The following is a 24,800-nucleotide window of genomic DNA, read 5'->3' on the forward strand; positions in this document are numbered from 1 at the left end:
GTGAAAAAAGCAATAAAGCGAGCTTGGAAAGCGAAGGTGCAGGTGCTGGTCTGGCTGCTCGTCATCAGTCTGATCGTACCGATGCTGCCGCCGCCGAAGGCGTCAGCAGCGGCAGAACTGCCGATGCAGATTACCGATGTCACGGCAATGACTAAGTTCAAGGATGTGAACGCGACGGACTGGTTCCATGACGCGGTCGTGCAGATGCAGGCGAAAGGGATCTTTAGCGGGACGACCGCCGATACCTTCTCGCCGAAAGGAAAGATGACGCGCGCCATGTACATTACGGCGCTCGGACGGATGGCGGGCGTGGATACAGGGGCGTATCTCGCATCGAGCTTTGCCGACGTTCCGGTCGGAAGCTGGTATGCGCCGTACATCGAATGGGCGGTGCAAAAAGGAATTACCGACGGCACGGGCGGAAGCAACTACTCGCCGAACGCGACGGTGTCGCGCGAGCAAATGGCGACGATGACGTTGCGTTACTTTGAAAGCGAGCAAATTCCGTATCAGACGGGAACTCCGCTTACGACGCAGCCGGGCGACTTGGCGAACGTATCGCCTTGGGCAGCGGATGCGGTATTGAAATTATGGCAAGCCGGCGTGTTTACGGGGGATGAAAAAGGGAACTTCAACCCGCGTGCTCAAGCGACTAGAGCGGAAGCGGCCGTTCTGTTTATGCGAAACAGCAGCATTGTTGAAGCATGGAAAAGCGGAAATCCGGTTATAGTTGTACCGACTCCTACAACGTCAACGCCTACACCGACGCCAACCCCTAATACGGCTGGAAATAGTGGCGGCGGCACATCAGGCGGAAATAATGGAGGAACCCCCGGAGGAAATGCAGGCGGAGGAACTCCGACGCCTACAGGCATTACCTACACGCTGACTTTTGAAAGCAACGGCGGCAACGTAATTCCGGCGCAAAAAGTGAAAAAAGGCGAATTGCTAAATAATCTGCCTGTGCCGACGAAAGAAGACTTTATTTTTCAAGGTTGGTTCATTGACAGCGATCTTTCGTTGATTTTTGCCAGCGGAAGCGAACTGACGGAAGACACAACCTTATATGCGAAATACACAGACCGTTTAGACGACGCGGTAGAGAGCATACCGAGCTATTCGGTATTGGATGTAGCTCCGAATTACACGATCACCCTAAAAGACGAGACAGCTAGCCTTACGATCGAGGATGTCAAAGCCGGAATCGAATTTATCGATACAGCCAATCCAAGCTTTGAAGGAGTCGAAGTTGCCGGAGGTAACGGAGTCTTCACCGTCTCCTCTGCTGCCGAAGAAGGCAAGTTTGTCGAAGGTAATACGTACCAACTGACGTTAACGGACGAGAATTTGTCTTTTGACGGTCAAGATAAGTCGACAGAAATTTATGTATTCAGCGTCGCGAAGCCCGAAGGAATCGAGATTCCGCTCGATACGAATCTGATCTACCTCCCTTATGCAGACGTTAAAAATATGACATTGAACGGCAAAGAAGCCGGTTCTCTCGCGGTTCCGGTCATGACGACAACCGTAGACGGTAGCGGTCAAGCGCTAGCCGATGCGAACGCGACAAGCGGAACATTCGATTACAACGGTAGCGTCGATATTCAAATCGGTGCTACGGTCGCGATCTATGCGGGTGTACGCCCCGATCAACGCACCGTTGCAACAGACGGCGTAAATAGTGGTGACGTCGCTTATGTTCATATTACGGACAAAGTCGGAAAAACGTATACCTATGGACGCGCCGAAGTGGACGAAGTCCTGTTCAAGCCCGATGTTCTGCCCGTTAGTATCACCGCGGACACAGATGGCTATCCTGATAACAACTCGATTACGGTTGAACATACCGTGATGAACTACAGCGATCCCCAGTATGAAGAGTTGGGCTTGAATGAATTGACGACTGTAGACGTTGGTGACTTCATCGGATTCTACACAGGAGAATTCGGTTCTGAGAATGGAATTGAGTCGGTTGGTTATGGGCGAATCACATCGGTCACATCGAATGCGGAGATGGACATCATTACGTATACCGATGCAACTCTGGATGACGTGACTAGCGCATTCGATATGTATCAGAAGCAAGCGATCGACGGCGAATATCTATTGTCGGATGAACAAGTGGATCAAATCGAGCGGCAGATCGAGACGCAAGCACGTAAAAGCGGCTTCGTTGATCAAGCCGCAGACTACTTGACCGAGACGGCGCTAAAGACCAAAGCCGTCCAGTCTCAAGCCTTTTTGGCAGGCAATGATCGAGTCAGTGTCGAAAATCTGGAAGTCACGGCGACGATCGGTACGAAGGTGAAAAACATCGATCAGCGCAGTTCGGGGATCAGCGCGAGCTTGGCAGTCGAAGCGGATATCGTCGTTCATCTTACAGAAAAAAGCGATCTTGTCATTCATATGACGGCTGCTTTCGTGCAAGAGATTTCGCTTAGCCTGAATGTGAATTCAGAAACGGCATGGCATTGGTATAAGGTCAAAATCGGTTTCTTCTCCGTTCCGGTCTTCCCGGTCATCGACGATTATATCGTGACTGCGAATTTGGACACGTATACGTACACAGGTCTGAATATTACCGCAGAAATGGCGCTTGTCGAACCTAACGAGTTAGAAGATGCTTTAGAAGATTGGGATGCGGCCGAAGAAGAAGGTCTATTAGGTGACGTTCGAGATATCGCGACTGAAATCCAAAATCTCATCAACGGCACGGACGACGAAGACGATAATCTGGACGCGGACAGTTTGCGAGAACAGTATCAAGAGATGTTGGAAGAGGATACGGAATGGGTGCCTTTAATTGAAAAAAGCTTATTCAAAACCAGCGTATATGTAGCGTATGGATTGATTGAAGTTCAATTCGAAGCGCAGTTTGTCGTGAAAGCCAAAGTCAATCTGTCGATTGGCGCGGATTTCTACTATAAGAGTGCCAAGCGTTATTCCGTTACGTTGCGCATCTTATCATTCAGCGGCACAAGCAATACGGTGAATTTACCGGGAGACGGGGATTACCAATTCACGTTCTATGTCATGGGAACGATCGGGTTACGTGCAGGTATTAATATGGAAGTCAAAGCCGGGGTCGGTAGCGTCTCATTAAATAGTATAGGCATTTCGGTAGAACCCGGTGCTTATATCAATCTATGGGGTTACTTCTATTATCAATTGAAAAATATCAATAACGTCAAAACCACGAAATCTTTAGGGGCTTTATACGTCGAGATCGGCATCTATCTGGAAGTGGCACTTGGCGCTCAATTAGGCGATGGCGCGCTTTCGGCAGGCGTTTCTCTGCTCGACAAAGAGTGGCCGCTCTATATGATCGGCCGAGCAGACAATGTATACGATTTTGATTACGAACAAGATGAAGAGTTAGGTATTCCGCTAGCAGGTAAAGGCAATTCGATCGAATTACCGAATTCGCTTTTGAAGATGAATGTATTCGATTTGAAAAGCGGAGATACAGGTTCGGCAGTGTATGACGTGAATCGTTTTGATATCCAAGTCGATAATAAAAACTTCACGTATGATCCAAGCACACGGCGAATCGCAGCAGTATCCACTACGCGTCCGGTACTCAAAGGCAATCTCGTTATCACTTGGAAAGGCGCGCCGCTTTCGTTCGCGTCGGATCCGATCAAACGTACCATTCCTTTGTCGTGGCGGATGACGCAAAACGAATATATTTTCCAGCTTGATCCGCGTAACGGCGGTGCGACGCAAATCCTTCCGGTCGTCTACAATACGGCGGTCAACGTGCCTACGCCCGTCTATCCGGGTTACACGTTCCAAGGGTGGTACACAGCGCCTAGCGGCGGGGAAAAAGTAGAGATTCCAAGCCGTATGCCAAAAGAAGACTATGAGTTGTATGCGCGCTGGACAGCGAATCCCAATACTCCTTATACCGTCTTGCATTATTTGATTGATCCGAACACAGGAAAATCTGTATCCAAAACGCCGGATTACACAGAGTTTGCGAAAGGAACCACAGACACGGAGATCCATATCAATTCGGATCGTTTCAAAGCTCAAGGATATGCCAACGGGGTATCTGACGGACGTATCATCAAAGGGGACGAATCCACGGTTGTAAAAGTGGAGTATTACCCAGCCGTCCATAGCGCAAGCTTCAATCTGGGGTATCCGGGCGCTCCGCGCAGTTCTTTCAGTGAACCCGCAGGAAGAAACATCGAAGGCCGAATCCCGGTACCGACGAGAACCGGTTATGTATTTGACGGCTGGTCACCACAAGTACCCAAAACGATGCCGGATTCGAGCGTCGAATATACCGCGCAATGGATCGCCAAAGAAGACACGCCTTACCAAGTCGTATATCTCAAGCAAGATCTGGGAAGCGACACGTATACGGTAGCGGATACGGAATCGTATCGCGGCGCGACAGGCGCGGAAGCGAATCTGGATAGCGTTACACCGAAAGTCTATCCGGAGTTCGAATTTAAGCCTGAAATTCCGGGCACGGTACTGACAAGTACGATTGCAAGCAATGGCAAAACCGTACTGAAATTGTATTACAAACGCGATACGCACAAGCTCAAGATCAATTATGGCGGCTCAGGCCAGGCAGACAAAGAAGTCGATGTTCCGTTTGGAGCAACACTGAAACTTCATCTCGGCACACCGATTCGCGAAGGGCATATGTTCACAGGTTGGTCGCCGGCTGCTCCGGAGAATATGCCGGGTGAAGATATTTCGGTAACCGCGCAATGGTCGACCAATGCGTATACCATTAACTTTGAAAGTAATGGGGCAACGGAAGACGTAAGCAGCCAGAATGTAGATTACGGCGGCTCGGTCACGGTTCCAACAGAGCCGACGAAAAACGGATTTGTATTCGGCGGCTGGTATAGCGACAGCAGTCTGACAAATAAGTATGATTTCGGCACATTAGTCACGGACAACATGACGCTTTATGCGAAATGGCTGCTGCAGTACACGGTGAGCTTCGATAGTATGGGCGGATCGCCGGTAGACGCTCAGGTGGTGAATGACGGAGCCAAAGCGACAGCGCCGACAGCGCCAACCAAAGACGATTATGTATTTAGCGGTTGGTACATGGATGATCAGTTATCGACCCCGTATAATTTCACGACAGCGGTAGTTACAGGCGATATTACACTGTACGCGAAATGGAATATTTATGTGCCGACTACGTATACGGTAAGTTTCGAGAGCAATGGCGGAACAGATGTCCAAGCTCAGATTATAAACGAAGGCGCAGTCGCTAACGTTCCCTTAGAACCGATGCAAAGTCGCTATACGTTCGCCGGTTGGTACAGTGACAGTGACTTGACGACGCCTTACGGATTCACCGAAAGCGTGATGAACGATCTGACGCTGTATGCGAAGTGGACGTTGAACGAATATACCGTGACGTTCAATAGCAACGGAGGTTCAGCCGTATCCAGTCAATCGGTAAATGACGGCGATAGCATTGCTGCTCCGGAAATGCCCACCCGCAACGGTTATGTTTTTGGCGGCTGGTATAGCAATAGCACGCTGACGAATCTGTATGACTTTAATACACCGATCGCAGCAAATCTGTCGTTATATGCAAAATGGACGGCGCGCTACACCGTAACCTTCAATAGCAATGGGGGTTCTAACGTAGATTCCCAGACTATTGATCGCGATGGTAAAGTTCAACTTCCGCCAGCACCGACGCGGGACGAATATACTTTTGTCGGTTGGCAGATCGATGAGAGTCTGACTCAAGGGTATGACTTCGATACATCGGTGACGAACGATCTCACCTTGTATGCAAAATGGAAATCGGATAAGTATACGGTAAGTTTTGACAGTAATGAAGGATCGGCAGTCGAAGATCAAAAGGTAAGTCCGGGCGGTAAAGCATCCGCTCCATCGACACCGACATGGGAAGGCTACAAATTCGAAGGTTGGTATAGCGATAATATATTGACGAATCCTTACGACTTCAATACCGTAGTCAATGCTGACCTTACTTTGTACGCAAAATGGACGTATACGCCGTGGTATATTTTAGGTAATCCGTTCGATGCAAGAAGTGCGTACCAAGTGGTTGCGGATAGTCGAGGTATCGTCTATGCGACTTACGAAGGAGGAATATCGAAATACGCAAACGGCGCATGGACATCGATTCCGGGCGATTCCAGTGCAGCCAAGAAAATTGCTGTAAACAGTCAAGACGTCTTGTACCGGGTCAATTCAGACGGCGACGGCACTTTGTTTGCACAAAAGTTCAACGGAACCGGTTGGGAAGACCTCGGCAGGGATAAAACTCTTGTCGGCGCTTCAGGCGATGGCGGGTTTGCAGGTGCGAGAATCAATCTTGCATTCGATAACAACGATGTTCTTTATGTCGTATACAACGATCAAGACGACAAATTGCAGGTAGTCAAATACGTAGACGATGTGTGGGTACCGGTCGTCGGAGGAGCTTCTCTCGGAGGACATGCAGATAATCCAAGTCTCAAATTCGACGCGGACAATAACATGTATGTGTTCAGAGATAAATCTGAAACCATCAACAGAGGGAATCCGTCTCTCAACGGAAGAGGAACGCGTATTGTCGTTTTGAAATACGAAAATGCAGCATGGGTAGCACTCGGCGACTTGGGCTTAATCGAAGTTAGAGAGCTTTCAGAGACACCGTACTTTGAAGTGGCTCCGGACGGCACGCCTTATGTCTTGCATTCGACGCCTGGTAAAGCGGTACTGACAAGGTATAACGGTACGGAGTGGGAGAAAGTCGGCGAAGGTTCAATGCCGGTTTCCGATTACTTCACATTAGGATTAGCAGTCGATGAGATCGGTACGCCGTATGTTGCTTATGAAGATAAGTCAAACGGCAATAAAGCGAGCGTGGCGAAATATGAAGGAACTTGGAGTAAAGTCGGCGCAGAAGCTTATGTTGCGACCAGTAATCTGACTTTAAGGTTCTCAAGAGGTAAGGACGGCAACTTGTATTTGATTTTCGTAGAACGAAATGCAAATAAAGTTGACGTCATGAAGCACAAAATTCGGTAAGAACCCATTCAATCATAAAAATAACCCGAAAGAAGCTGCGACAAGCGCTATCATGTGCTCAAGCAGCTTCTTTTTATGAGAAACTAAACGTACCCAAATCGCGTTTGTAAGTATATAAGATGCGCCTTCTCGCTTTTACAAAAGGAGAGGGTTATAAGTGAGAAAAAGCTTGTCTATTCGTGTTTTAATGATTTTTGCTTTACTGAGTCAATTGGCGTTGCCTTTTGCCAGTGCGTCTTCTGATGGACCGCCTTCGATAGACAATAGTTCAAACTCGGCTTATGCTGCAACGGCAACGACCGCAAAGGTAGCCGATGCAATCGTACCTGCCGGTTCGAATTCTGCAACAGCATCAGCGACGTTGACAGGTTTGCGACCAGGTTCCGTCTACTATGTCAGCGGTAGATGAAAATGCGTTCGGACCAACGAGCTCTACAGAAATGACCTTATTTACATTTCCAGCCGATCCTCCTACAATCAATCCAACCCCGGCAAGTTTCGATAAAAATCCTACTCAACAGTCTGACGTTTCCACAGCGTTAACGACAAACGGCCACAAACTCACCTCAGTTGAGCTTGACGGTTTCCCTATCCCCAACAACCCAAGATCCCCCGCTTGATCCCCGCACGCAAGGCAGAACGAATTCGAAGGAAACAAGCGGCCCCGACGGGAAGTTTGTTTCCTTTTTCATTTCTGCTGTTGCTTTACTTGGAAACGTAACGCCTTAAAGAGGCATTCGGGGAAACTTCTCATGCGTCTTTTTTCAGTGCGTATCCATAAAAAGCCGTATTATTTTGTTTGCGAGTTAACTGTAATTATCCACCTTTATTCACTTAACTTGTATATATGGTTGTTATGACATACAATAGACCCGGTAAGAAACTTAGCACTCTTTCAAAAACTCTACGCAGGGAGGCCCACCATCTCATGTCACACTCTAACATAGCCCTTTCCGTATTGGACTTGCTTCCGATCCGCGAAGGCAAAGACGCTACAGCGGCTATCGATCAGATGGTCAGCCTGGCGCAAACCGTCGAAAAACTGGGCTACACCCGATACTGGATCGCCGAGCACCACAATACCCCGACGCTGATCAGCTCCGCGACTTCGATCTTGGTCAAGCACGTCTTGGATCACACCGACACGATCCGCGCGGGTTCCGGCGGCGTCATGCTGCCCAACCATTCGCCGTTGATCGTAGCCGAACAGTTCGGCACGATCGCGACTATCCATCCGGATCGCGTCGATCTGGGACTCGGCCGCGCGCCGGGAACGGATGAAGCGGCAGCGAAGGCGATTCGGCGTTCTTCGGGGGATTCCGCGCCTTCTTTCCCGGACGATATCCGATCTCTCCTCACCTATCTCGGAGCGCCGGAACAACAAGGAACCGTCCGCGCTTATCCCGGAGTCGGAACGAAAGTTCCGTTGTACATCCTGGGTTCTTCGACGGATTCCGCCTATTTGGCGGCTGAACTCGGCTTGCCTTACGCGTTCGGCGCCCATTTTGCTCCTGCCCACTTGGAAGCGGCGCTTGTTGCGTACCGGGAAAACTTCAAGCCTTCCGTGCATCTGTCCAAGCCCTACGTGATGGTATCTGCCAATGTGATCGCGGCCGATTCGGACGAGGAAGCTCATTTTTTGGCGACGACGATGAACCAGGTCTTCCTGAACATCCTGCGGGGCGGGCAGCAGCTCATGCAGCCGCCTGCCGAGAATCTCGACTCCGACATCACCGCGAAGGAAGAGGAAATGCTCGCGGCGATGTCCAGCGTGACGTTCAAAGGAAGCAAAGACACGATCACGCAGCAGCTTAATCTTTTCCAAACTCGGTATGCGGCTGACGAGTTGATCGTGAATTCGTTTATTTACGAGGAAGAGAAGCTGACGCGTTCGTTCGAGATTTTAAAAGAAGCCGTGCAGAGCATGGAAGAGAATCGTCAATCAGAGGCGAGCATCGTTCGGTAATCGGCGGGCACTCAAATCCGTATCCGAACTTCATCGTTCATACTGGGTTCATATTCGCTTCATTCGGAAGACATTTCGGTTCGCTAGACTGGGAAGAAGCAGGCCGCAAGGCCGTTTCGCAGATTACCAAAGGAGCTGAACCGTTTGACCTCGAATGTAAGCAAAGCCCGAAAAATTTTGTCCGTTTTGTTGAAAATCATTGCCGCGCTCGCGATCCTAGTTTTGCTGTTCGTCGCGACCGTCTTTGCCGTCGACCGAATCAGCAGCGCTTCCGAGCAGAAAAAATTGCAGCCGTACGGCCAGCAAGTGACGGTAGACGGAAAACAGATGAACGTGCTCGTCCAAGGCGACGGCGAGGAAACGATCGTGCTGCTGCCCGGTTACGGCAATGCCGCGCCCGGACTCGATTTCCAGCCGCTGATCGACACGTTGACACCGGATTACCGCGTCGTCGTGGTCGAGCCGTTCGGCTACGGGCTCAGTGACCCGACGGATGTCGAACGCACTACCGAGAACATCGTCAATGAGATTCATGCGGCAGTGCAGAGCTTGGGTCTCGACCGTTATATTTTGATGGCGCATTCGATCTCCGGCCTTTATAGTCTGGATTACGTGAACCGATATCCGCGCGAAGTGACCGCGTTCGTCGGGCTGGACAGCAGCGTCCCGTCGCTTAGCGAGCAAAAAATCGAAGCCTCGGACGTCGCGCCGATCCGATGGTTCCGCGACTTGGGCTTCGACCGCGTGCAGTTGAAACTGAGCGCCGACCCGTACGAAGGGCTTGCCTATGACGAGCAGACCGTCGAGCAGCTGCACAGGCTGATGCGGCGCAACATGTACAACGACACGCAGTTGAACGAGGTCGTGAGCATGTTCGGTAATTTTCAGGCAGGTCAACAGCAGTCTTTTCCCGCCGATCTGCCGGTGTTATTTTTCCTTCAGGCTCACCATCCCGCAGTAGCGGAGTGGATTCCCGAACATGAAAAACAAATCGCGAATTCCGAGCAGGCCGAGGTAATGTTATTGGACGCGAACCACTATCTGTACCGTTCGCATCCGCAAGAAATCGCTGAAGGCGTCCGAGCGTTCATGCAGGAATTGAAATAGAGATCGCAGATAGACCGACCGTTGATCCGAATCTTGGATGAACGGTCTTTTGTTATGGAAACACGCAAAATGACGTATAATGAAAAGGTGCGTTTTGGTATGTCTTGTTTGTTTGGAGGTTATGATGAGCAGAAAAAGTATAATCCTATCGTCCATGATCTTGATCGCTGCTGTAATCACCCTATCGACGATTTACTTCGTTCACGGACATCAGAAGCAGAAGACCTGGCAAATGCCTGCTCCCGATATTCCGGTTCAAACCCGAACGTTCGACGGTCTGACCTTTTCACTGCGAAACGCCGCATACACCGAAGGCCGCGTATCGCTCGGAATCGAAGTGAAAGGCGGCGGGCAAGTCGAAAACGACCTAGGCTACGAATTTTACAACGACGGACATCGATTCGCTTCCTCCGTCAGCGGCAAAATGTATGAATTGGGAAACCAACATTACTACTTGACCGCGGACACCGACGAAGTCTCCGACCTGCCGGATCACTTGAACTTGAAAATCAATATCCTATCCCGAAAAAGCGCATTGGAACCTCACCGCCTGAGCGCGACTTTCGAAGTTCCTTTAAACAAAGAAAACTAGGGCTTAAATGCCTTGAAAATGTTGAGAACGTCAAACGTAACTGGAAACGAGAAGACGGAGAGAGAAATTCAGGTCAAGACGCCTTTGAACTCGGAAAACTTCCATTTTAAATTTCAATCCGGTTTTCCGAGTGAGACAGCGAATTGAACGAATTTCTCTCGCAGTCTTCTCGCTTCCCGCGCTAACGTGACTCTCTCAACAGCCTTAAGGCGCGTAACCGCCCTAGGAATAAGCCCAACATAGGAGGACCCTCATGTCCTGGAGCAAACTGCAACAACAACTGGAGAGCTTCCTCTCCCCGTCGCTGAGCGGCAAAGTCGAATACCAAGCCACCAGCTACCGATATTTACTCGATAAGTCCGGCACCTGCCACATTTCCGTCGATAAAAAGAATATCCTCAACATGAGCGACAAAACCAATCCCATCCGCTGGTTCCAAAGCGAGCTGGAGATCAAAAACGATCCCGAACTCTACATTCCGGTCAAGCCCGAAGACATCGAAGCCGTGCGCAAAACCGCCAAAGGCCCGATCCCGGAAGACCGCCTCAAGATCATGGCCCGTAGTCGTAAAGCCGGCGAGCACGCCAAAGACATGATGAACGCCCAAGCCGCGCTGACCAAATCCAACTTCACGAAGGACGCGAACAAATTTCTGACTACCCCGATCGAGACCAGCTTGGAAAGCAATGATATCCTGCTGAACATTCTCGCTCTGGTCGATCGCCGCGTCGGCAAAAAGCGCATTCTGAACATGTCCGAGCAGATCAAGCTGAAGCATCCGATCGTGCAGTATTTTTACGAGCTGCGGCGGGACGCTTGATCCGGTCGAAGAGAGGAGGGCCTCATGGAATTTAAAACGGCTAAGATCCATCATTTGTCCCAAATTGTGCGACTGTTGGCGGACGACGAGCTGGGAGCGGCACGGGAGCGTTTCGAAGACCCGCTGCCGCAAGCTTATCTGAATGCTTTCGAGCAGATCGAGCGGCAAGCCGGAAATTCGATCATTGTTGCTGTGGAAAACGAGGAGGTTGTAGGTTGCGTCCAGCTTACGATCATCCCCGGACTTGCAAGATTGGGCATGACTCGCGGACAGATCGAAGGCGTTCGCGTGGCGCGCGGGCATCGCGGAAAAGGGATCGGGAAGCGTTATTCCGTTACGCGATCGACGAAGCGGCAGCTTCCGGCTGCGAGATGATCCAGCTCACCACGGACAAAAGCCGCAAAGACGCCCATCGGTTCTACGAACGATTAGGATTTACGGCCAGCCACGACGGGATGAAGCTTACGCTGAACACGCGGAAAAGCGAGGATCGTCAGCGCTAAGAAACGATTGGCCTGCCCGGCCTGCATTCCGTCATTGACAACCGTCTTCGATTCGGATTATTATGACAACAGTTCAATACGGCGATGGAGTTCGCCATAACCGCCTTTCGAGGCTAATGACTCCTACCCATGATACGTCGTGGGTAGGAGTCTGTTTTGTTTTCGGGACTGAATTCGGAGATAAGAAGGGATACGGATATGCGAAAAGGATCGAAGAGATGGACTCGATTGGCCGAGCAAACGAGCCATCTTGCATTATGGAGCACATTTTTGAAATGGATCGTGTTGGGAGGCGCGGTCGGCGTATTGTCGGGAACGGCGTCGGCCTTTTTCCTGAAAAGCCTGAATTACGTCACCGACGTACGCATGAACCACGGCTGGCTGCTCTTCCTGCTGCCGCTCGGCGGCGCGTTGGTCAGCTGCCTCTACATGAAGTTCGGAAAAAACAGCTCTAAAGGCAACAATCTCATCCTCGAACAAATCAACGAAGGCCAAGAAACCATCCCGCTGCGCATGGCTCCTTTGGTCCTGTTCGGGACATTGGTGACGCACTTGTTCGGCGGCTCCGCCGGACGCGAAGGAACGGCGGTGCAGATGGGCGGAAGCTTGGCGGAATGGTTCGGAAAAATGATTCGGATCGACGCCGCGGACCGCAAAATTTTGCTGATGTGCGGTATCAGCGGCGGCTTCGGATCGATCTTCGGCACGCCGCTCGCCGGCACGATTTTCGGGCTGGAAGTCATCGCGATCGGACTGATCAGCCATCGGGCGCTGCTGCCGTGCTTCACGGCCAGCTTCGTCGGGGATTTGATCGCGACGAGACTATGGGGCGCGCATCATCTGCATTACAAAATCGGCAGCGTGCCCGCAATCGAACTGTCGATCGTATTCAAAGTCGTCGTCGCTTCGATCCTGTTCGGCCTGGTCAGCCTTCTGTTCAGCGAACTGACCCATGCCTTGAAGCGCGGCTTCGCGGCCGTTTTCAAAAACCCGGCGATCAAAAGCGCCGTCGGCGGCTTCGTCGTTATCGCCCTGGTCGCGATCGTCGGAACCCGCGATTACCTGGGCTTCGGCCTTCCCCTGATTCAGCAGTCTTTCGAAGGAGAAGTCTCGCCGCTAGCGTTTTTATGGAAACTTCTGTTCACCTCCGTCACGCTCAGCGCAGGTTTCCAAGGCGGCGAAGTCACTCCCTTATTCGCGATCGGCGCCACAATGGGCCATAGCCTAGCCGATCTGTTCGGCTTATACGCACCGTTTCTGGCCGCGCTCGGTTTCATCGCCGTCTTCTGCGGAGCTACCAATACCCCGATCGCCTGCTTCATCATGGGCATCGAATTGTTCGGCTCCGAGGCCGCTGTTTACCTATTCATCGCCTGCCTGGTCAGCTACGTCTTCTCCGGCCACAGCGGCATCTACACCTCGCAACGCATCGGCGTATCCAAAAGCCGCCTGCTAACGATCCCGGAAGGCACGACGTTGGCGACGGTAAAAGAACTGCGAAAAAAAGAGCGTTCGAGTCATAAAGAGAAGAGGAACGATGACGACGTAAAATAGCTCGCGCGCTTAGTATTCCATCCCATCTCAAATAGTAGGTTGGCGTTTGATCGAAGCGTACACGAGTCCAGTACGTTTCGTCCAAGCGTAGCGTTGTCTTCATCGGGTACAGAGTGCTAGAACGACATACGAACCACAACTGCACGTATCGAACATCAAAAAAAGCACCTCGAACAGCCACAACTAGTTATGGCCTGCCAAATGTGTACAAAAAGTCAACAAACCAAGCCCGTTGCATTCATTTTTGCTACGAATGCTGCTGTTTCGTCAACAATCCCATATCGCGCATCCCACTCCTTTAGAGCGTGTCCTTATCCTTCATTCCAAACAAAAAGCAGTCCCCGCCAGCGCGTGAACTGCTAAACATGCCCAAAGTCCAATTCCGGGGCTTTGCTCTTTAATCTCTAATCCTTCAAAAAACGGTCCTATTCTTTCCCAAGCAACAGCGGAGGGAGAAATTCAGATCGAAACGCCTTTGAACCCGGAAAGATTCCTTATTCAAATCCAATTCAACTTTCCGGGTGAGACAGCGGTTCGAGCGAATTTCTCCCGCAGCGCTCCAGCTTGGTGCTCCCCCGAATAGGACCTCCTCATTCAACCCGCCGTAAAATGCACCACCGCGCTGTACAACATCTTGTTCCGCACCGGATCGAATGTTACCTGATGCTGAACGTTTTTCACCCGCAGCGCCAATGCCTTATTGATCTCCATCCGTTCCTCGATCGCGCGCTCCACTTCGCGGAAGTCGTACGCCTGCAAGCATTCCACTTTGTCTTTCATCATATCCAAAATAATATCCATGTCCGCTCAACTCCTTTGCTTCTATAATTGTGCCGCCCGGATGATTCGTTCGAGTTCCGCCGAAGGCCGCGCTCCCAGTTCTTCGTCCAACACTTTTTCCAGCGTCCGATACTGCCGCTTCGCATCCGACTTGCGGTCGAGCAGCACATACAACAAAATGATTTCCCGATGCACGTCCTCCCGAATCGGATCAAGCTGCAAAATCCGTTCGAAATAATATAAAGCCCGCAACGGCTGCTCGATCTTCGCATGATAGCGGGCGGCCGTATCCAACATCGCGATAAAATCCATTTCCAACTGTCTGGCCCGTGCAAAAGCCCATTCATAATGTCGGTCTTTCAGAAATTCGCCGGCATACAGCGCGTCCATCCGTTCGAAACGTTCCGGGTCATGCTGGTTCTCCGGCGTTCGGCGCATCTGTCGGAACAATTCTTCGAACTCGTACAAATCGCAGTCGATCGCCTCCCGGTCCACGCGAATGCCGCTGCCATCCTTGCGAATAATCGGTGTATCGCCGCCGTCTCCGATCGCGCGCCTCACATAGTATAGCGTGGAATTGAGGTTGGTCGAAGCTTTTTGCGGACTGAGGTCTTTCCATAACGTGTCGGTCAGCACATCCCGGGTAGTCGAGCGATTATAGAGTAAAAAAGCGAGCAATTCCTCCGTTTTCGGCGTGCGAAGCTTGAGCGGACCGTCCGTCCCATCGCCGCCATGTACCGAAAAACCGCCGAATAACCGCACGGTCAATCGTGTTTCGTCTACAATGGGACCGTCCGCTTCTGGGCTTTCCGTTTCGAGTTCCGGTTCCCGCGACCCGGCAGACGATTCTTCCAGCCGCTGCTTGAGCCTGGAGATGCTGCGATTCAATCGCTCGGCCGTGACGGGTTTGATGACGTAATCAATCACCTCGTAATCGAAAGCCTGCACGGCGTATTCTTCATACCCCGTGACCAACACGATCGGAAGCGAAGGGTGGAATTTGCGCAGCTCGCCGATCAATGTCATTCCCGAGATGCGCGGCATCGTAATATCGAGAAAGGCAGCGTCGAACCGATGCGTTTTGGCATACTCGGCGGCTTCCTCCGGATCATGAAAAGCGCCGCATATCTCGACTTCCCCGCTCGCCGTCAAAATACGGTTCAGCCGCTTGAGCGACAAATCTTCGTCGTCCACGATCAGCACTTTCATCATGGCGTTCATCTCCTTCCATGCGTGACTTATCGGGGTAGGTCGAATGTAACGATTGTGCCTTCCCCGTCCGCGCTCTCCAAGCGAAGCTTTCGGCCGTACAACAGTTTCAAGCGGCTGGAAATATTCCATAGCCCCACGCCGCGTGCTCCGTCCGCGCTCTCGAACACTTCTTCGCTCCGCTGCTCGGTCATCCCGCATCCGTTATCTTCGATCGTAAAGCGTGTCTCGTTTTCGTTCAAATTGCGAATCGACAACGTCACGCGCCCGCCGCTAATCCGGGACATCAAACCATGGCGAATCGCGTTTTCGATCAGCGGTTGCAGCGTGAGCGGCGGGATATTCATGCCTCGTTCCACATCGGCGTCCACGTCAATCACAACTTCAAGGCGAGAGCCGAATCGGGCCTGCTCGATCGCTACATAGGCATGGATCAACTCCAGCTCGTTATGCAGGCTGGTGAGCGAATCCAGATGCTTGAAATGCACGCTGCGGCGCAAATAACTCGACAATTGGAGAATCAACTGCTCCGCCTGGTCGGGAGCATCGATGCACAGTTCCGCGATCGCGTTGAGCGCATTGTACAGAAAGTGCGGATTGATCTGCGAACGCAAAAATGAAATCTCCGCCGCCCGAGCGGCCTGTACGGATGTCTTCATCCGCGTCAGACTGCCGATTCGCGCCAATAATTCTTCCGACTCGAACGGTTTGGCGACGAAGTCGTTCGCTCCTTTTTCTAAAGCCAGCTTCAATTGATGCGCTTTATTTCCTGCCGTCAGCATCAGCACGGGAAGTTCGGAAGGGGAATACCGAGTGCGAATCCGTTCCAGCAGCTCGTACCCGGACATGTCCGGCATCATGATATCGGCCACGACCAGATGAACTTCCGGAAGCTGATCAAGCAGTTCCAGCACGGATGGAGAACGCGAAGTCACGGCATAACTATACCCTTCAAGTTTGAGCAGATTGACGATCGTTTGCAAATTGGCCGGATCATCGTCCACGACCACGATCCATTCGCCGCGTCGTCCCGATACGATCACGGGCTCGGCGTATCGCAGCATGCGGTTCGGAGAATCGGTCACGGCATCGGGGAGTACAGGTGCTTTGGCGGACGATTCCCCTTTGCCGTCTGCAAGAGGAATCGTCAGCACGAAGGTCGCTCCTTTTCCCGGCGAGGATTCCGCATGGATGGTTCCGCCGTGCAGCTCGACCAGCTTGCGGGTGATGCTAAGCCCGAGTCCCGTGCCTCCCGTCGGGCCGGCTGCTCCTTCTTGTTCGAACGGAAGGAAGATATGCTCCAGCTTTTCGGCAGCGATCCCGCGACCCGTGTCGGACACGCGAATCTCGGCCTGGCCTGCAACGACGGACGCTTGAATGCTCACTGTACCGCTTTCCGTAAACTTAATCGCGTTACCGACCAGGTTGTGAAGAATTTGAATCAATCGGTTGCCGTCTGCTTGAATCGCGGGAAAGTCGGACGGAATACGGTTTTGCAGCTCGATTTTTTTCGAACCCAACAGGAAGGCGTGCATACGAACGACCGATTCGACAAACGAGGACAGATTAATGGCGGAGCGATGGATCGGGATGTCGCCATGCTTCATTTTGGAATAGTCCAGCAGTTCATCCACGAGATAGGTAAGGCGCCGTCCGCTTCCCGTCACAATCGCCAGATTATGCGCCTGTTGATCGGTGAGCGAGCCTTCGGCTCCTTTTAGCAGACTTTCGCCGATGTTGACGATCGCGTTCAGCGGCGTTTTCAACTCGTGGGAGGTGCTTGACAGGAAATCGTCTTTTACCTTGTCGAGCAGCAGCAGTTGGTCTTTGAGCGTGCGAACGGTGAGATAGGCTTCGAAAAAGCGCAGCACGGCCAAGAACAGCATCAATACGCTGAACAGCACGATGCAGACCTGTCCGATATTCATGTTTTCCTTGAGGGAGATCGAGAACAGATTAATGTCCAAACAGTATGCCGTCATGCACAGAATCGACGCGTACCACAGGAAGGCCGGAAATTGCTCGCCCGGCCGGCTGGTTATGAACTGCCGCGCGCATTTGTACAGCAGCCATAGCAGCATCAAGGTATAGAGCACGATCACGAACGGGGCCGCGAGCGTATACACGGAGATCGGCAGCAGCGCGACCAGCGCGATGTACGCTCCGAATACGGACAAGGCAACGACCGCGAACGGCTTTGACAAGATGCCTTTTTTGAATCGATAGAAGTACAAGGTCAACAGTCCCAGGCAGGCTACCGAACAGACATCTTTGAGCTTGTAAAAGGCACTGAACGACAATTCGCCGCCGAGCATGGACAAGACGCGCTCGCTGATCATGCCGTTGTACAGCGCGTAGAACAGACAGATCAGGCCGAGCAGCAGCAGGGAATCGTCGCGATTGCGGTATACCGCCGACCCGATGTAACTAATCAGGAAAATGATGGCGATCGTGGTCAGCACCGCCAGCACGCCGAATTCGACGACCTTACCGGATTGATCCTGAGCCAGCATCGCTCCTTGTTCGCCGAAAAATAACGGGCCCGGGATACCGGAGTCGGTGTAATCGTAATTGGCAACGCGAATCAGAATCTCGATATCGCCGCCTTCGTACGGGAAAAAGCCGATCTGCGGCGAGTTGCCCGGCATATAGTCGGATTTTGTGCTCGCTACCTGCCCGTCTTCAAGCAAACGCACTCCGTTAACATAGATTTCGCTGGCAAAACGGATATTCATTTTTTTCAAAGCCAGCATGCCGTGAAACGGCGCGTTTTTCAAAAGAAGTCGATAGGTGGCGAAGCCGTGCGCGGGCAGAGATTGTCCTTTCGGCTCCAAACCGCTCCAAGAACCTGGCACATCGGCATAAGCGTCGGGATTGGGAAGCAGTCCGGCTCGGGCGGGAGTCTCGTAGGGAAGCAGACGCTCCCAATAAAAGGCCCATTCGCCGTCCAATCGGATGCGCGGATCGCGTTCGGGATTCCAGGCGGATAAATCCATGACTCCTTCTTGAGCATGCAGCGCCGCGGGCTGCGGCTCGTTGAAGGTGGATAAGAGCAGAACAGTGGCGGCGAGCAGGGCAGTCAGGAGAACGCCGGATAGTTTTAAGAACACGAATTAAGCTCCTTTGGCAAAGGGAATCTGGGTGTCTGATGCGATATGGGCATTGTAGCGGATAATGTTTCGGCGGCGCAATCACATTTCACGGAATCGTCTGTTTATTGCTTGTTTATTGCTTGTTTATTGTGATGAAGTACACTGTGAAGCAAGCGAGCAGTATCGCAGCATGCGCAATGTTCGAAGATGAATCCGTACTATATTTGCATAAATCATGGAAAGACGGGGGTTGGAACATGAGGGGAAGAATCGGGGGCATTGCAGCCGCCGTGATCGCGGTCAGCGTGCTGGGCGGAACGGTCCATGCGACCGCGGCACGCGCTGAAGCAGTCGGGCAGGAGAGTGTCTCGGGAGCGGAAAAAGCTTATCGAGACAGCGCTCCGGCCGTTTTTTACTTGAAAGCTTATCGGAAGGACGGGACGCTCAAGACGGTCGGCTCCGGCTTTTTGACGAGCACCGGAAAAGCGCTGACCGCGGCTCACGTGGTGGAAGACGGCGTGAGGTTCGAAGCCGTATTCGACGACGGAGCGGTGCGCAAGGTAAACGTGCTGAAGTCGGACGAAGAAGCGGACGTGGCTCTGCTATCGGTCGCGAACACCGGCAAACGAACGACGCTTGCGCTTACTGACGAAAAATCGCCCGCCCGTTACGGTCAACGTTCGTTCGCGATCGGCTATCCGTTGAAGGACGGCAAAATCATTACGGAGGGGATCGTCAATGCGCCGAAAGCCGAGGTAAACGGCGAGATCCGCTTGCTAACCTCCGCTCAAGTATCGTCCGGCATGTCCGGCGGGCCGCTGCTTGGCGAAGACGGTCGCGTGATCGGGCTGATCTCGGGATCGTTTCGCACCATGAGCGGCATCCATATCTGCGTCACCGCGGAAGAGATTCGCAATTTGCTTAAGACTTGGAAGGCATAACAAAGAGAAGGGGAGTTTTTGCATGTTGAAAAAGTTTGGCATTTGCTTGCTTGCCGCGGTGCTCGTATTGACGTCCGCGAGCTGGTCGCCGCTGCCTAAAGCTTCGGCGGCTGCGGAGTATCAGGACGTGTATATTCCGAACGGCGGGGGGAAGATTTTGAACCGCGGGGATATGAGTGGTTGGGATAATAACGTCAGAAGCGACGATGGGAACAGCTTTGGTATTTTCCGCGGGAAAGCACCGGGAACGTCTTACGATTCGAAGTATATGAAGACGCTTGGACCGGCGAATCTGGTTTTTGATGGAGGGTTTTTCTTCCCTTCGGAATTTGTAGGGACGATCAACGTCAAATCGAACCCCGAGCTCAAACGTTTGGCTGAGGGCGGTGGAGCGCGTTTGCTTCTCCGGACGGGACGTGTGGATGGTTTTGTGATGAATGCGGTCGTGAGCGTCAACGGGAGTGGGAAATACACCAAGTTGATGCAATCCGGTGAACGCGCAAACTCTTCTTGGATTGCGTTTGGACCTAATGATGTCATCGAAATTGCTTTTGTCGGACATTCAACCAAAACCATTGACGATATCGAACTCTTCTTCGGCGATATCACCCCGCCTACCTTTAGTGGAAGCAACCTCACCCACACCGGAATCGTGCGTTACAACGCCGATCCGGCTGTTCAAAAGGATGAACTGTTCTTGAAAAAAGACAGTTCGATGAACCTGGCACTGAACTTCAGTGAACCGGTATTCCCGTCGTCCGCGGAAGACGCTTCTGATCGGATCGACAACAACTTCAGCTTCCTGCGAACGGAATTGTTCAGCAATCCGGGCGGCGACGGTTTCGATCCGTCCGTCTACTACCTGACGAGCGCCGATCCGAATTACGGCAGTTTCCCGCTGAACGGCGTGAATCTGACTAACGACGCGCGCTCCACCTTCAACCTGCGCTACCAAGCTGCACAGAACGACAGCACCGGCAACGTACCGCTCGACCCGCAGCGCTTGGTCGCGGCTTCAGAGCCGGATCGTCCGACGCTGCTGGAGCGCTTGAACGCTGCCGGCTTCGTCGACGGCGCAGGCAACCCGGTTGCGAACTTCACGGGCATCGGCACCGTTCCTTTCGCCGACAATGCCTATCGCAACGGCACATTCCGCACGATCATCGACGCGCGCGAACCGAAATACTCGGCTTCCCGCAACGGCGTGCAGCCCGAAATCCTGACCGGACTCGTGCTGAACAAAGGCGACGTCGTCGATTTCAACGTATATCTCAACGAGCAGGTCGTCAGCGCCTACGCGCCGACCGAAAATACGCAGCTGCGATTCACTAACGGCATGACCGCGGCTTACGTCAGCGGCCAGAACACCAACACCTGGACGTTCCGCATGAACGTACCTGCGGGACAGACCGTCGAGACGGCGCTGCTGGAAACCGCGGCGCTTGAGCATCTTTCCGATCCTGGCGACGGCAAGGCGCTGACCGACTATGCGGGCAACCTGCTGGTCGAGCCGGTCAAGTCGATCGCTTGGGCCGGACTGTCCGTCGATAACACGGCGCCTCAGGTGAACTTCGTTTACGAGAACCAGGACGGCGAAGCCATTCCGGAGGGGCAATACGTGGGCAACGGATCGTTTACCGTCAACGCCTTCGATCCGCAGTTGAACGGCACGGACAGCCAAGGATTGTTCCGTCCGGGAAGCGGTTCGGGTCTCGTTTATTACATCCTCAATCAAGATCCGACCGATCCGTTCGCCGGACAAAACGACAACTTCGCGGCGGTTAAGCGTTACTCGCTGACGCAGAAACAGCCTTCGGAAGAGTTGTATCCGTCGGGCTTTGACAGCATCGAACTGTCGGCTGCCCAGAACGGCGCGAAGATCGAACTGCCGGGAGACCCTTCGCAGTTGAACGGCAATTGGTATTTGCATGTGTGGACGGCGGACATGAGCTGGGATTCCGCCCGCCAGCGCATGCAGTACGACAAAGGCAGTGCGGAACGCGCGGCTTATCTGGCGCAAAATCCGGAAGCAACCGTGGCCGAGCAGGAAGACAATTACCGTCGCAACATTTTGCCGACGTTGTCCGACTACGGCAATGTCTCGCAATGGCCGCTGAACGATTTTAAAAACGATGATTCCAACTGGTCGTACAGCGTGGGTCTGCTCAAGATCGACAACGATGATCCGACCGTGGAAATCGCCGATGTAAAAGACAATAATTCCGACAACGTCAAGATCACGGTCAAGGCCGCAGATCCGACGTCTTCGATCAAGAACGATAAGATCCAGTACCAATTCACGGCAGTGGGCGGACAGCCTACGGATTCCGGCTGGCGGGCTGCGACGCTGAACGCGCAAGGCGAAGCCGAAGTATCCACGTTGAACGATCCGGCAATTGCCAAAGGCGGACGTTACGAACTGCACGCCAAGGCGGAAGACGTTGCGGGCCACTCCGCAATCGCCGAGCCGAAAGCCGTCGACGTTCTCGTCATCACGACCCGTTTCCAAAGCTATACGACGGACTACGCGATCAACGACGGACCTGATTTCACCATCGCCGGCGTTCCGATCGACACGGCCGAGTATCAATACACGCAAAGCTCCGAACGCCCGGTAGGCAATGCGGATTGGACGGCGTTCGAAGAAGAGCCGAAGGACACCAAGCTGGGCGACGAAGCCGCTTCGCGCTATAAGTTCCCTGCGGATAAAGAAATCAACGGTACCTGGTACGCGCATGTGCGCATCAAGCAGCAGGAGACCGGACGCTATTACTACTATTATAAAGAATACAAATTCGACCACCTGCCGCCCGGCGTGAACTTCGGTTCGCAAGGCTATCTGTATCCGATGGCCCAGCAGACCGTTCAGGTGGCCGTATATGACACGTTGGCCGACTTCGGCGGCGTAGCCGACGCGAATATCCGTTACCAATGGATCAAAGTCGTGAAAGGCGAAGACGAGAAAGAACCCGATCCGGAAGGCAAAGGCTGGAGCAAGATTCCGGCCGACCGAACGGCCGTGCTGGAAGTCGACGACAAGAAAGACAACGGCAACTATAGATTGTACATTCATGCAAAGGACAGTCTCGGCAACGGCAAGCTGTATCGCACAAGCGGCCTGTTCGCGGCCTTTTACCTGAGCAGCGATCCGCCGGTCGGAAGCGCGAGCTTGATTCGAACGGAAGATGCGGGAGACGACGGTCATATCGCGATTTTGCAAATGAACGTCGACGTCCCGGCGCAGGAAGGGTATTTCTACTCCGTTTCCACGAACGGCGGAGATAACTGGAGCACCTGGATGCCGTACACGAACTACGCGGGCGTTCCCGTCGATTCGGATGACCCGGAAAACTTGAAGTCGAAGATCCGGGTGAAATTCAAAGGATTTTACGACAATGTGAGCGATATCGTAACGCCGACTGTTCAAATCCAGGATGCACCTGCTTATGCGCTGGCTTCGCTGGAACAGATCATTCCGATCCGCGGCGGCGATAAAGTCGAAGACGGCGGTCAGAATATCGGCCAAGAAATCTTGTTCGATCAGGCGGACGGCAAGACCGTAACCCCGACCGAAGGCAATCCGGAAATGCCGGAGACGCTGGAGCCGAACGAGCGCTTCAAGATTTATCGGAACGGCAGCTATTCTTTCAACGTGAAAGACGGCGAGCACGAATCGATCGTGTTTATCGTGGTCTCTAACTTCGACGACACGCCGCCGATCGTCAATGTTAAATACTCCACGATCGCGGCGACCAACGGCACGGTCAAGGTGAGCCTGCAATCGAGCGAGGCGATCCGGATCACCAATCTGAAGACTTCGGCCAAGACGTTTAAGGAAAACGGCGAGTTCACATTCGAGTATGAAGACGCGGTCGGCTTCACGGGCAGCGCGACTGCAACGGTGAACAACATCGACACCGCGCCGCCGGAAGCGGACATCGTGCTGCATTACAACCATCCCGACCTCAAGGCGCTCATTCGTTACAACGGCGGAACGGCACTCGTGGACAGCGCGGGCGACGGCTACAACGCGAACGGGGAATTTACGCGCTTCGCGGTTCCGACCCGGGACAACGTGATCGCGTCCAATCTGGTCGTGGCTCAAGTGCTGCCGAAAGCAGGACAGGTCCAGGATTATCAGGTCGTATCGAACGGCGCGGGCAACAACCAGACTTCGTTCGTGATGACGGCTAACGGAAAAGCAGGATTCACGCTGGTCGATGCCGCGGGCAATAACGCGAAGCCGGCTTCCGAAGAGATCTCGACATTGGTCGGTTCGATCCCGGACGTCAGCGAGATCAAGTCGGTTCGCGTGGATAACGACGGCAGCGAGATTGCAGGCAACGAGATTGTCCGCATCGGCGATCGGGATTACTCTCGCGGCAAAGTCCGGGTCAGCCTGGACATGCAGCCGTCTTCGGTCACGGGCAATACGATCTATGCAGGCAATGTTCCCGTGTCCGCATTCAGCATCGAGTACGCGAGCGGCGGCGCCAAGTCGATCCTGCTCTCCGACGTGCTCGGCAACAAACGCACGATCAACTTTACCGTATCCGACCTCGACAATACCGCGCCGACGATCCGCTTGAACAAAGCGTCGGCGACCGTGCTGCAAAACAAACCGAACTTCGATCTGGCAGCCGACCTCGGCGGTTACGAGACGAACGATAATCTGTCGACTTCGGAAAACATTACGGTAACGGCTGCGGAATACGTGCTTGAAGGCGGCCAGTATGTGGAAAAGCCGTTGAACCTGTCCGCGACCGGCAAGCATACGATTCGGTATACGGCAAAAGACCAGTTGGGCAATGCGGGTTATGCGCTGCAAACGGTGTTTGTCCGCTCGACGGACGGCATGTTCGTGACGGCCAACGGCGTTCCGCTGTCCGATACCGAGTCGGAGACGGCGATTCTGAATACGGGCACGGTTACGTTCAACGTGAATAACTTCCGTACGATCACGACAGGCGACGGAACGAAGCTCGAAAACGAGCAAGGCACTTATGACGTCTACTACTTCCCGGGTCTTGTACGCGAAGGCCAACTGAAATACATCGCGACCAAAGTCACGTACGCGCAGTTGGTCAGCCAAGACTTCAAGGTCACGCTGCCGAAGGCAGGCTGGTATACCGTCGTCGTGCAAAACCAGGAACGCGAACGCGTCTATTCCACGCTGCTCGTCAATCGGGTCAATTAATAGCTACAGG

The 24,800-nt window shown here is 52.9% G+C and carries 13 protein-coding genes, 1 pseudogene and 1 riboswitch; of the genes and pseudogenes, 11 read left to right on the top strand and 3 right to left on the bottom strand.

Features of this window, described 5'->3' with window-relative positions; all coding sequences use genetic code 11:
- The 9 genes and pseudogenes from HRQ63_RS22360 (at position 1) to HRQ63_RS22400 (ending at position 13,571) form a co-directional block, all read left to right on the top strand.
- Positions 1-7,029, top strand: coding sequence for an InlB B-repeat-containing protein (locus HRQ63_RS22360; RefSeq protein ID WP_172247377.1), 7,029 nt, complete (start codon positions 1-3; stop codon positions 7,027-7,029).
- 157 nt (positions 7,030-7,186) lie between these two features.
- Positions 7,187-7,438, top strand: a complete 252-nt coding sequence (locus HRQ63_RS22365) for a hypothetical protein (protein WP_172247378.1) — start codon at positions 7,187-7,189, stop codon at positions 7,436-7,438.
- A 31-nt stretch (positions 7,439-7,469) separates the two neighbouring features.
- Entirely contained in the window at positions 7,470-7,649 is a 180-nt protein-coding gene (locus HRQ63_RS26395; RefSeq protein WP_172247379.1) for a X2-like carbohydrate binding domain-containing protein, read from the top strand.
- Between the two features lie 308 nt (positions 7,650-7,957).
- Positions 7,958-8,995, top strand: a complete 1,038-nt coding sequence (locus HRQ63_RS22375; RefSeq protein ID WP_172247380.1) for an LLM class flavin-dependent oxidoreductase — start codon at positions 7,958-7,960, stop codon at positions 8,993-8,995.
- A 144-nt stretch (positions 8,996-9,139) separates the two neighbouring features.
- The gene (locus tag HRQ63_RS22380) at positions 9,140-10,102 is read left to right on the top strand and encodes an alpha/beta fold hydrolase (RefSeq protein ID WP_229714139.1); all 963 of its coding nucleotides are present in this window, start codon (positions 9,140-9,142) and stop codon (positions 10,100-10,102) included.
- Positions 10,103-10,226: 124 nt separating this feature from the next.
- The gene (locus HRQ63_RS22385) at positions 10,227-10,694 is read left to right on the top strand and encodes a hypothetical protein (protein ID WP_172247381.1); all 468 of its coding nucleotides are present in this window, start codon (positions 10,227-10,229) and stop codon (positions 10,692-10,694) included.
- 253 nt (positions 10,695-10,947) lie between these two features.
- Positions 10,948-11,514: an SF0329 family protein gene (locus HRQ63_RS22390; protein WP_172247382.1), complete on the top strand. Its 567-nt coding sequence runs from the start codon at positions 10,948-10,950 to the stop codon at positions 11,512-11,514.
- 24 nt (positions 11,515-11,538) lie between these two features.
- Positions 11,539-12,017, top strand: a pseudogene (locus tag HRQ63_RS22395) (GNAT family N-acetyltransferase).
- Positions 12,018-12,088: 71 nt separating this feature from the next.
- Positions 12,089-12,150, top strand: a riboswitch (Fluoride riboswitch).
- 65 nt (positions 12,151-12,215) lie between these two features.
- The gene (locus HRQ63_RS22400; protein ID WP_172247383.1) at positions 12,216-13,571 is read left to right on the top strand and encodes a voltage-gated chloride channel family protein; all 1,356 of its coding nucleotides are present in this window, start codon (positions 12,216-12,218) and stop codon (positions 13,569-13,571) included.
- A gap of 594 nt (positions 13,572-14,165) precedes the next feature.
- Here HRQ63_RS22400 and HRQ63_RS22405 read toward each other — a convergent pair.
- From HRQ63_RS22405 to HRQ63_RS26320, 3 genes are read right to left on the bottom strand one after another with little or no spacing between them, the layout of a single operon-like run.
- Entirely contained in the window at positions 14,166-14,372 is a 207-nt protein-coding gene (locus HRQ63_RS22405; protein ID WP_172247384.1) for a DUF2536 family protein, read from the bottom strand.
- 21 nt (positions 14,373-14,393) lie between these two features.
- The gene (locus HRQ63_RS22410; RefSeq protein WP_172247385.1) at positions 14,394-15,563 is read right to left on the bottom strand and encodes a response regulator; all 1,170 of its coding nucleotides are present in this window, start codon (positions 15,561-15,563) and stop codon (positions 14,394-14,396) included.
- Positions 15,564-15,589: 26 nt separating this feature from the next.
- Positions 15,590-18,670 (bottom strand): ATP-binding protein, encoded by a 3,081-nt coding sequence (locus HRQ63_RS26320; protein ID WP_172247386.1) that lies wholly within the window; start codon positions 18,668-18,670, stop codon positions 15,590-15,592.
- Positions 18,671-18,909: 239 nt separating this feature from the next.
- On the opposite strand from HRQ63_RS26320, the gene HRQ63_RS22420 reads away from it, so the two are divergent.
- Together HRQ63_RS22420 and HRQ63_RS22425 are read left to right on the top strand one after the other, a co-directional pair.
- The gene (locus HRQ63_RS22420) at positions 18,910-19,593 is read left to right on the top strand and encodes a S1 family peptidase (RefSeq protein WP_172247387.1); all 684 of its coding nucleotides are present in this window, start codon (positions 18,910-18,912) and stop codon (positions 19,591-19,593) included.
- A gap of 22 nt (positions 19,594-19,615) precedes the next feature.
- Positions 19,616-24,790, top strand: a complete 5,175-nt coding sequence (locus HRQ63_RS22425; protein ID WP_172247388.1) for a hypothetical protein — start codon at positions 19,616-19,618, stop codon at positions 24,788-24,790.
- The last annotated feature ends 10 nt before the right edge of the window (positions 24,791-24,800 follow it).

It is taken from the genome of Saccharibacillus endophyticus, assembly GCF_013185185.1.
Taxonomy (GTDB): Bacteria; Bacillota; Bacilli; order Paenibacillales; family Paenibacillaceae; genus Saccharibacillus; species Saccharibacillus endophyticus.

Coding starts and splice junctions, on each gene's coding strand:
- HRQ63_RS26395 (WP_172247379.1), top strand. CDS start 7,470: ATGACCTTATTTACATTTCCAGCCGATCCTCCTACAATCAATCCAACC.
- HRQ63_RS22375 (WP_172247380.1), top strand. CDS start 7,958: ATGTCACACTCTAACATAGCCCTTTCCGTATTGGACTTGCTTCCGATC.
- HRQ63_RS22385 (WP_172247381.1), top strand. CDS start 10,227: ATGAGCAGAAAAAGTATAATCCTATCGTCCATGATCTTGATCGCTGCT.
- HRQ63_RS22390 (WP_172247382.1), top strand. CDS start 10,948: ATGTCCTGGAGCAAACTGCAACAACAACTGGAGAGCTTCCTCTCCCCG.
- HRQ63_RS22400 (WP_172247383.1), top strand. CDS start 12,216: ATGCGAAAAGGATCGAAGAGATGGACTCGATTGGCCGAGCAAACGAGC.
- HRQ63_RS22405 (WP_172247384.1), bottom strand. CDS start 14,372: ATGGATATTATTTTGGATATGATGAAAGACAAAGTGGAATGCTTGCAG.
- HRQ63_RS22410 (WP_172247385.1), bottom strand. CDS start 15,563: ATGATGAAAGTGCTGATCGTGGACGACGAAGATTTGTCGCTCAAGCGG.
- HRQ63_RS22420 (WP_172247387.1), top strand. CDS start 18,910: ATGAGGGGAAGAATCGGGGGCATTGCAGCCGCCGTGATCGCGGTCAGC.
- HRQ63_RS22425 (WP_172247388.1), top strand. CDS start 19,616: ATGTTGAAAAAGTTTGGCATTTGCTTGCTTGCCGCGGTGCTCGTATTG.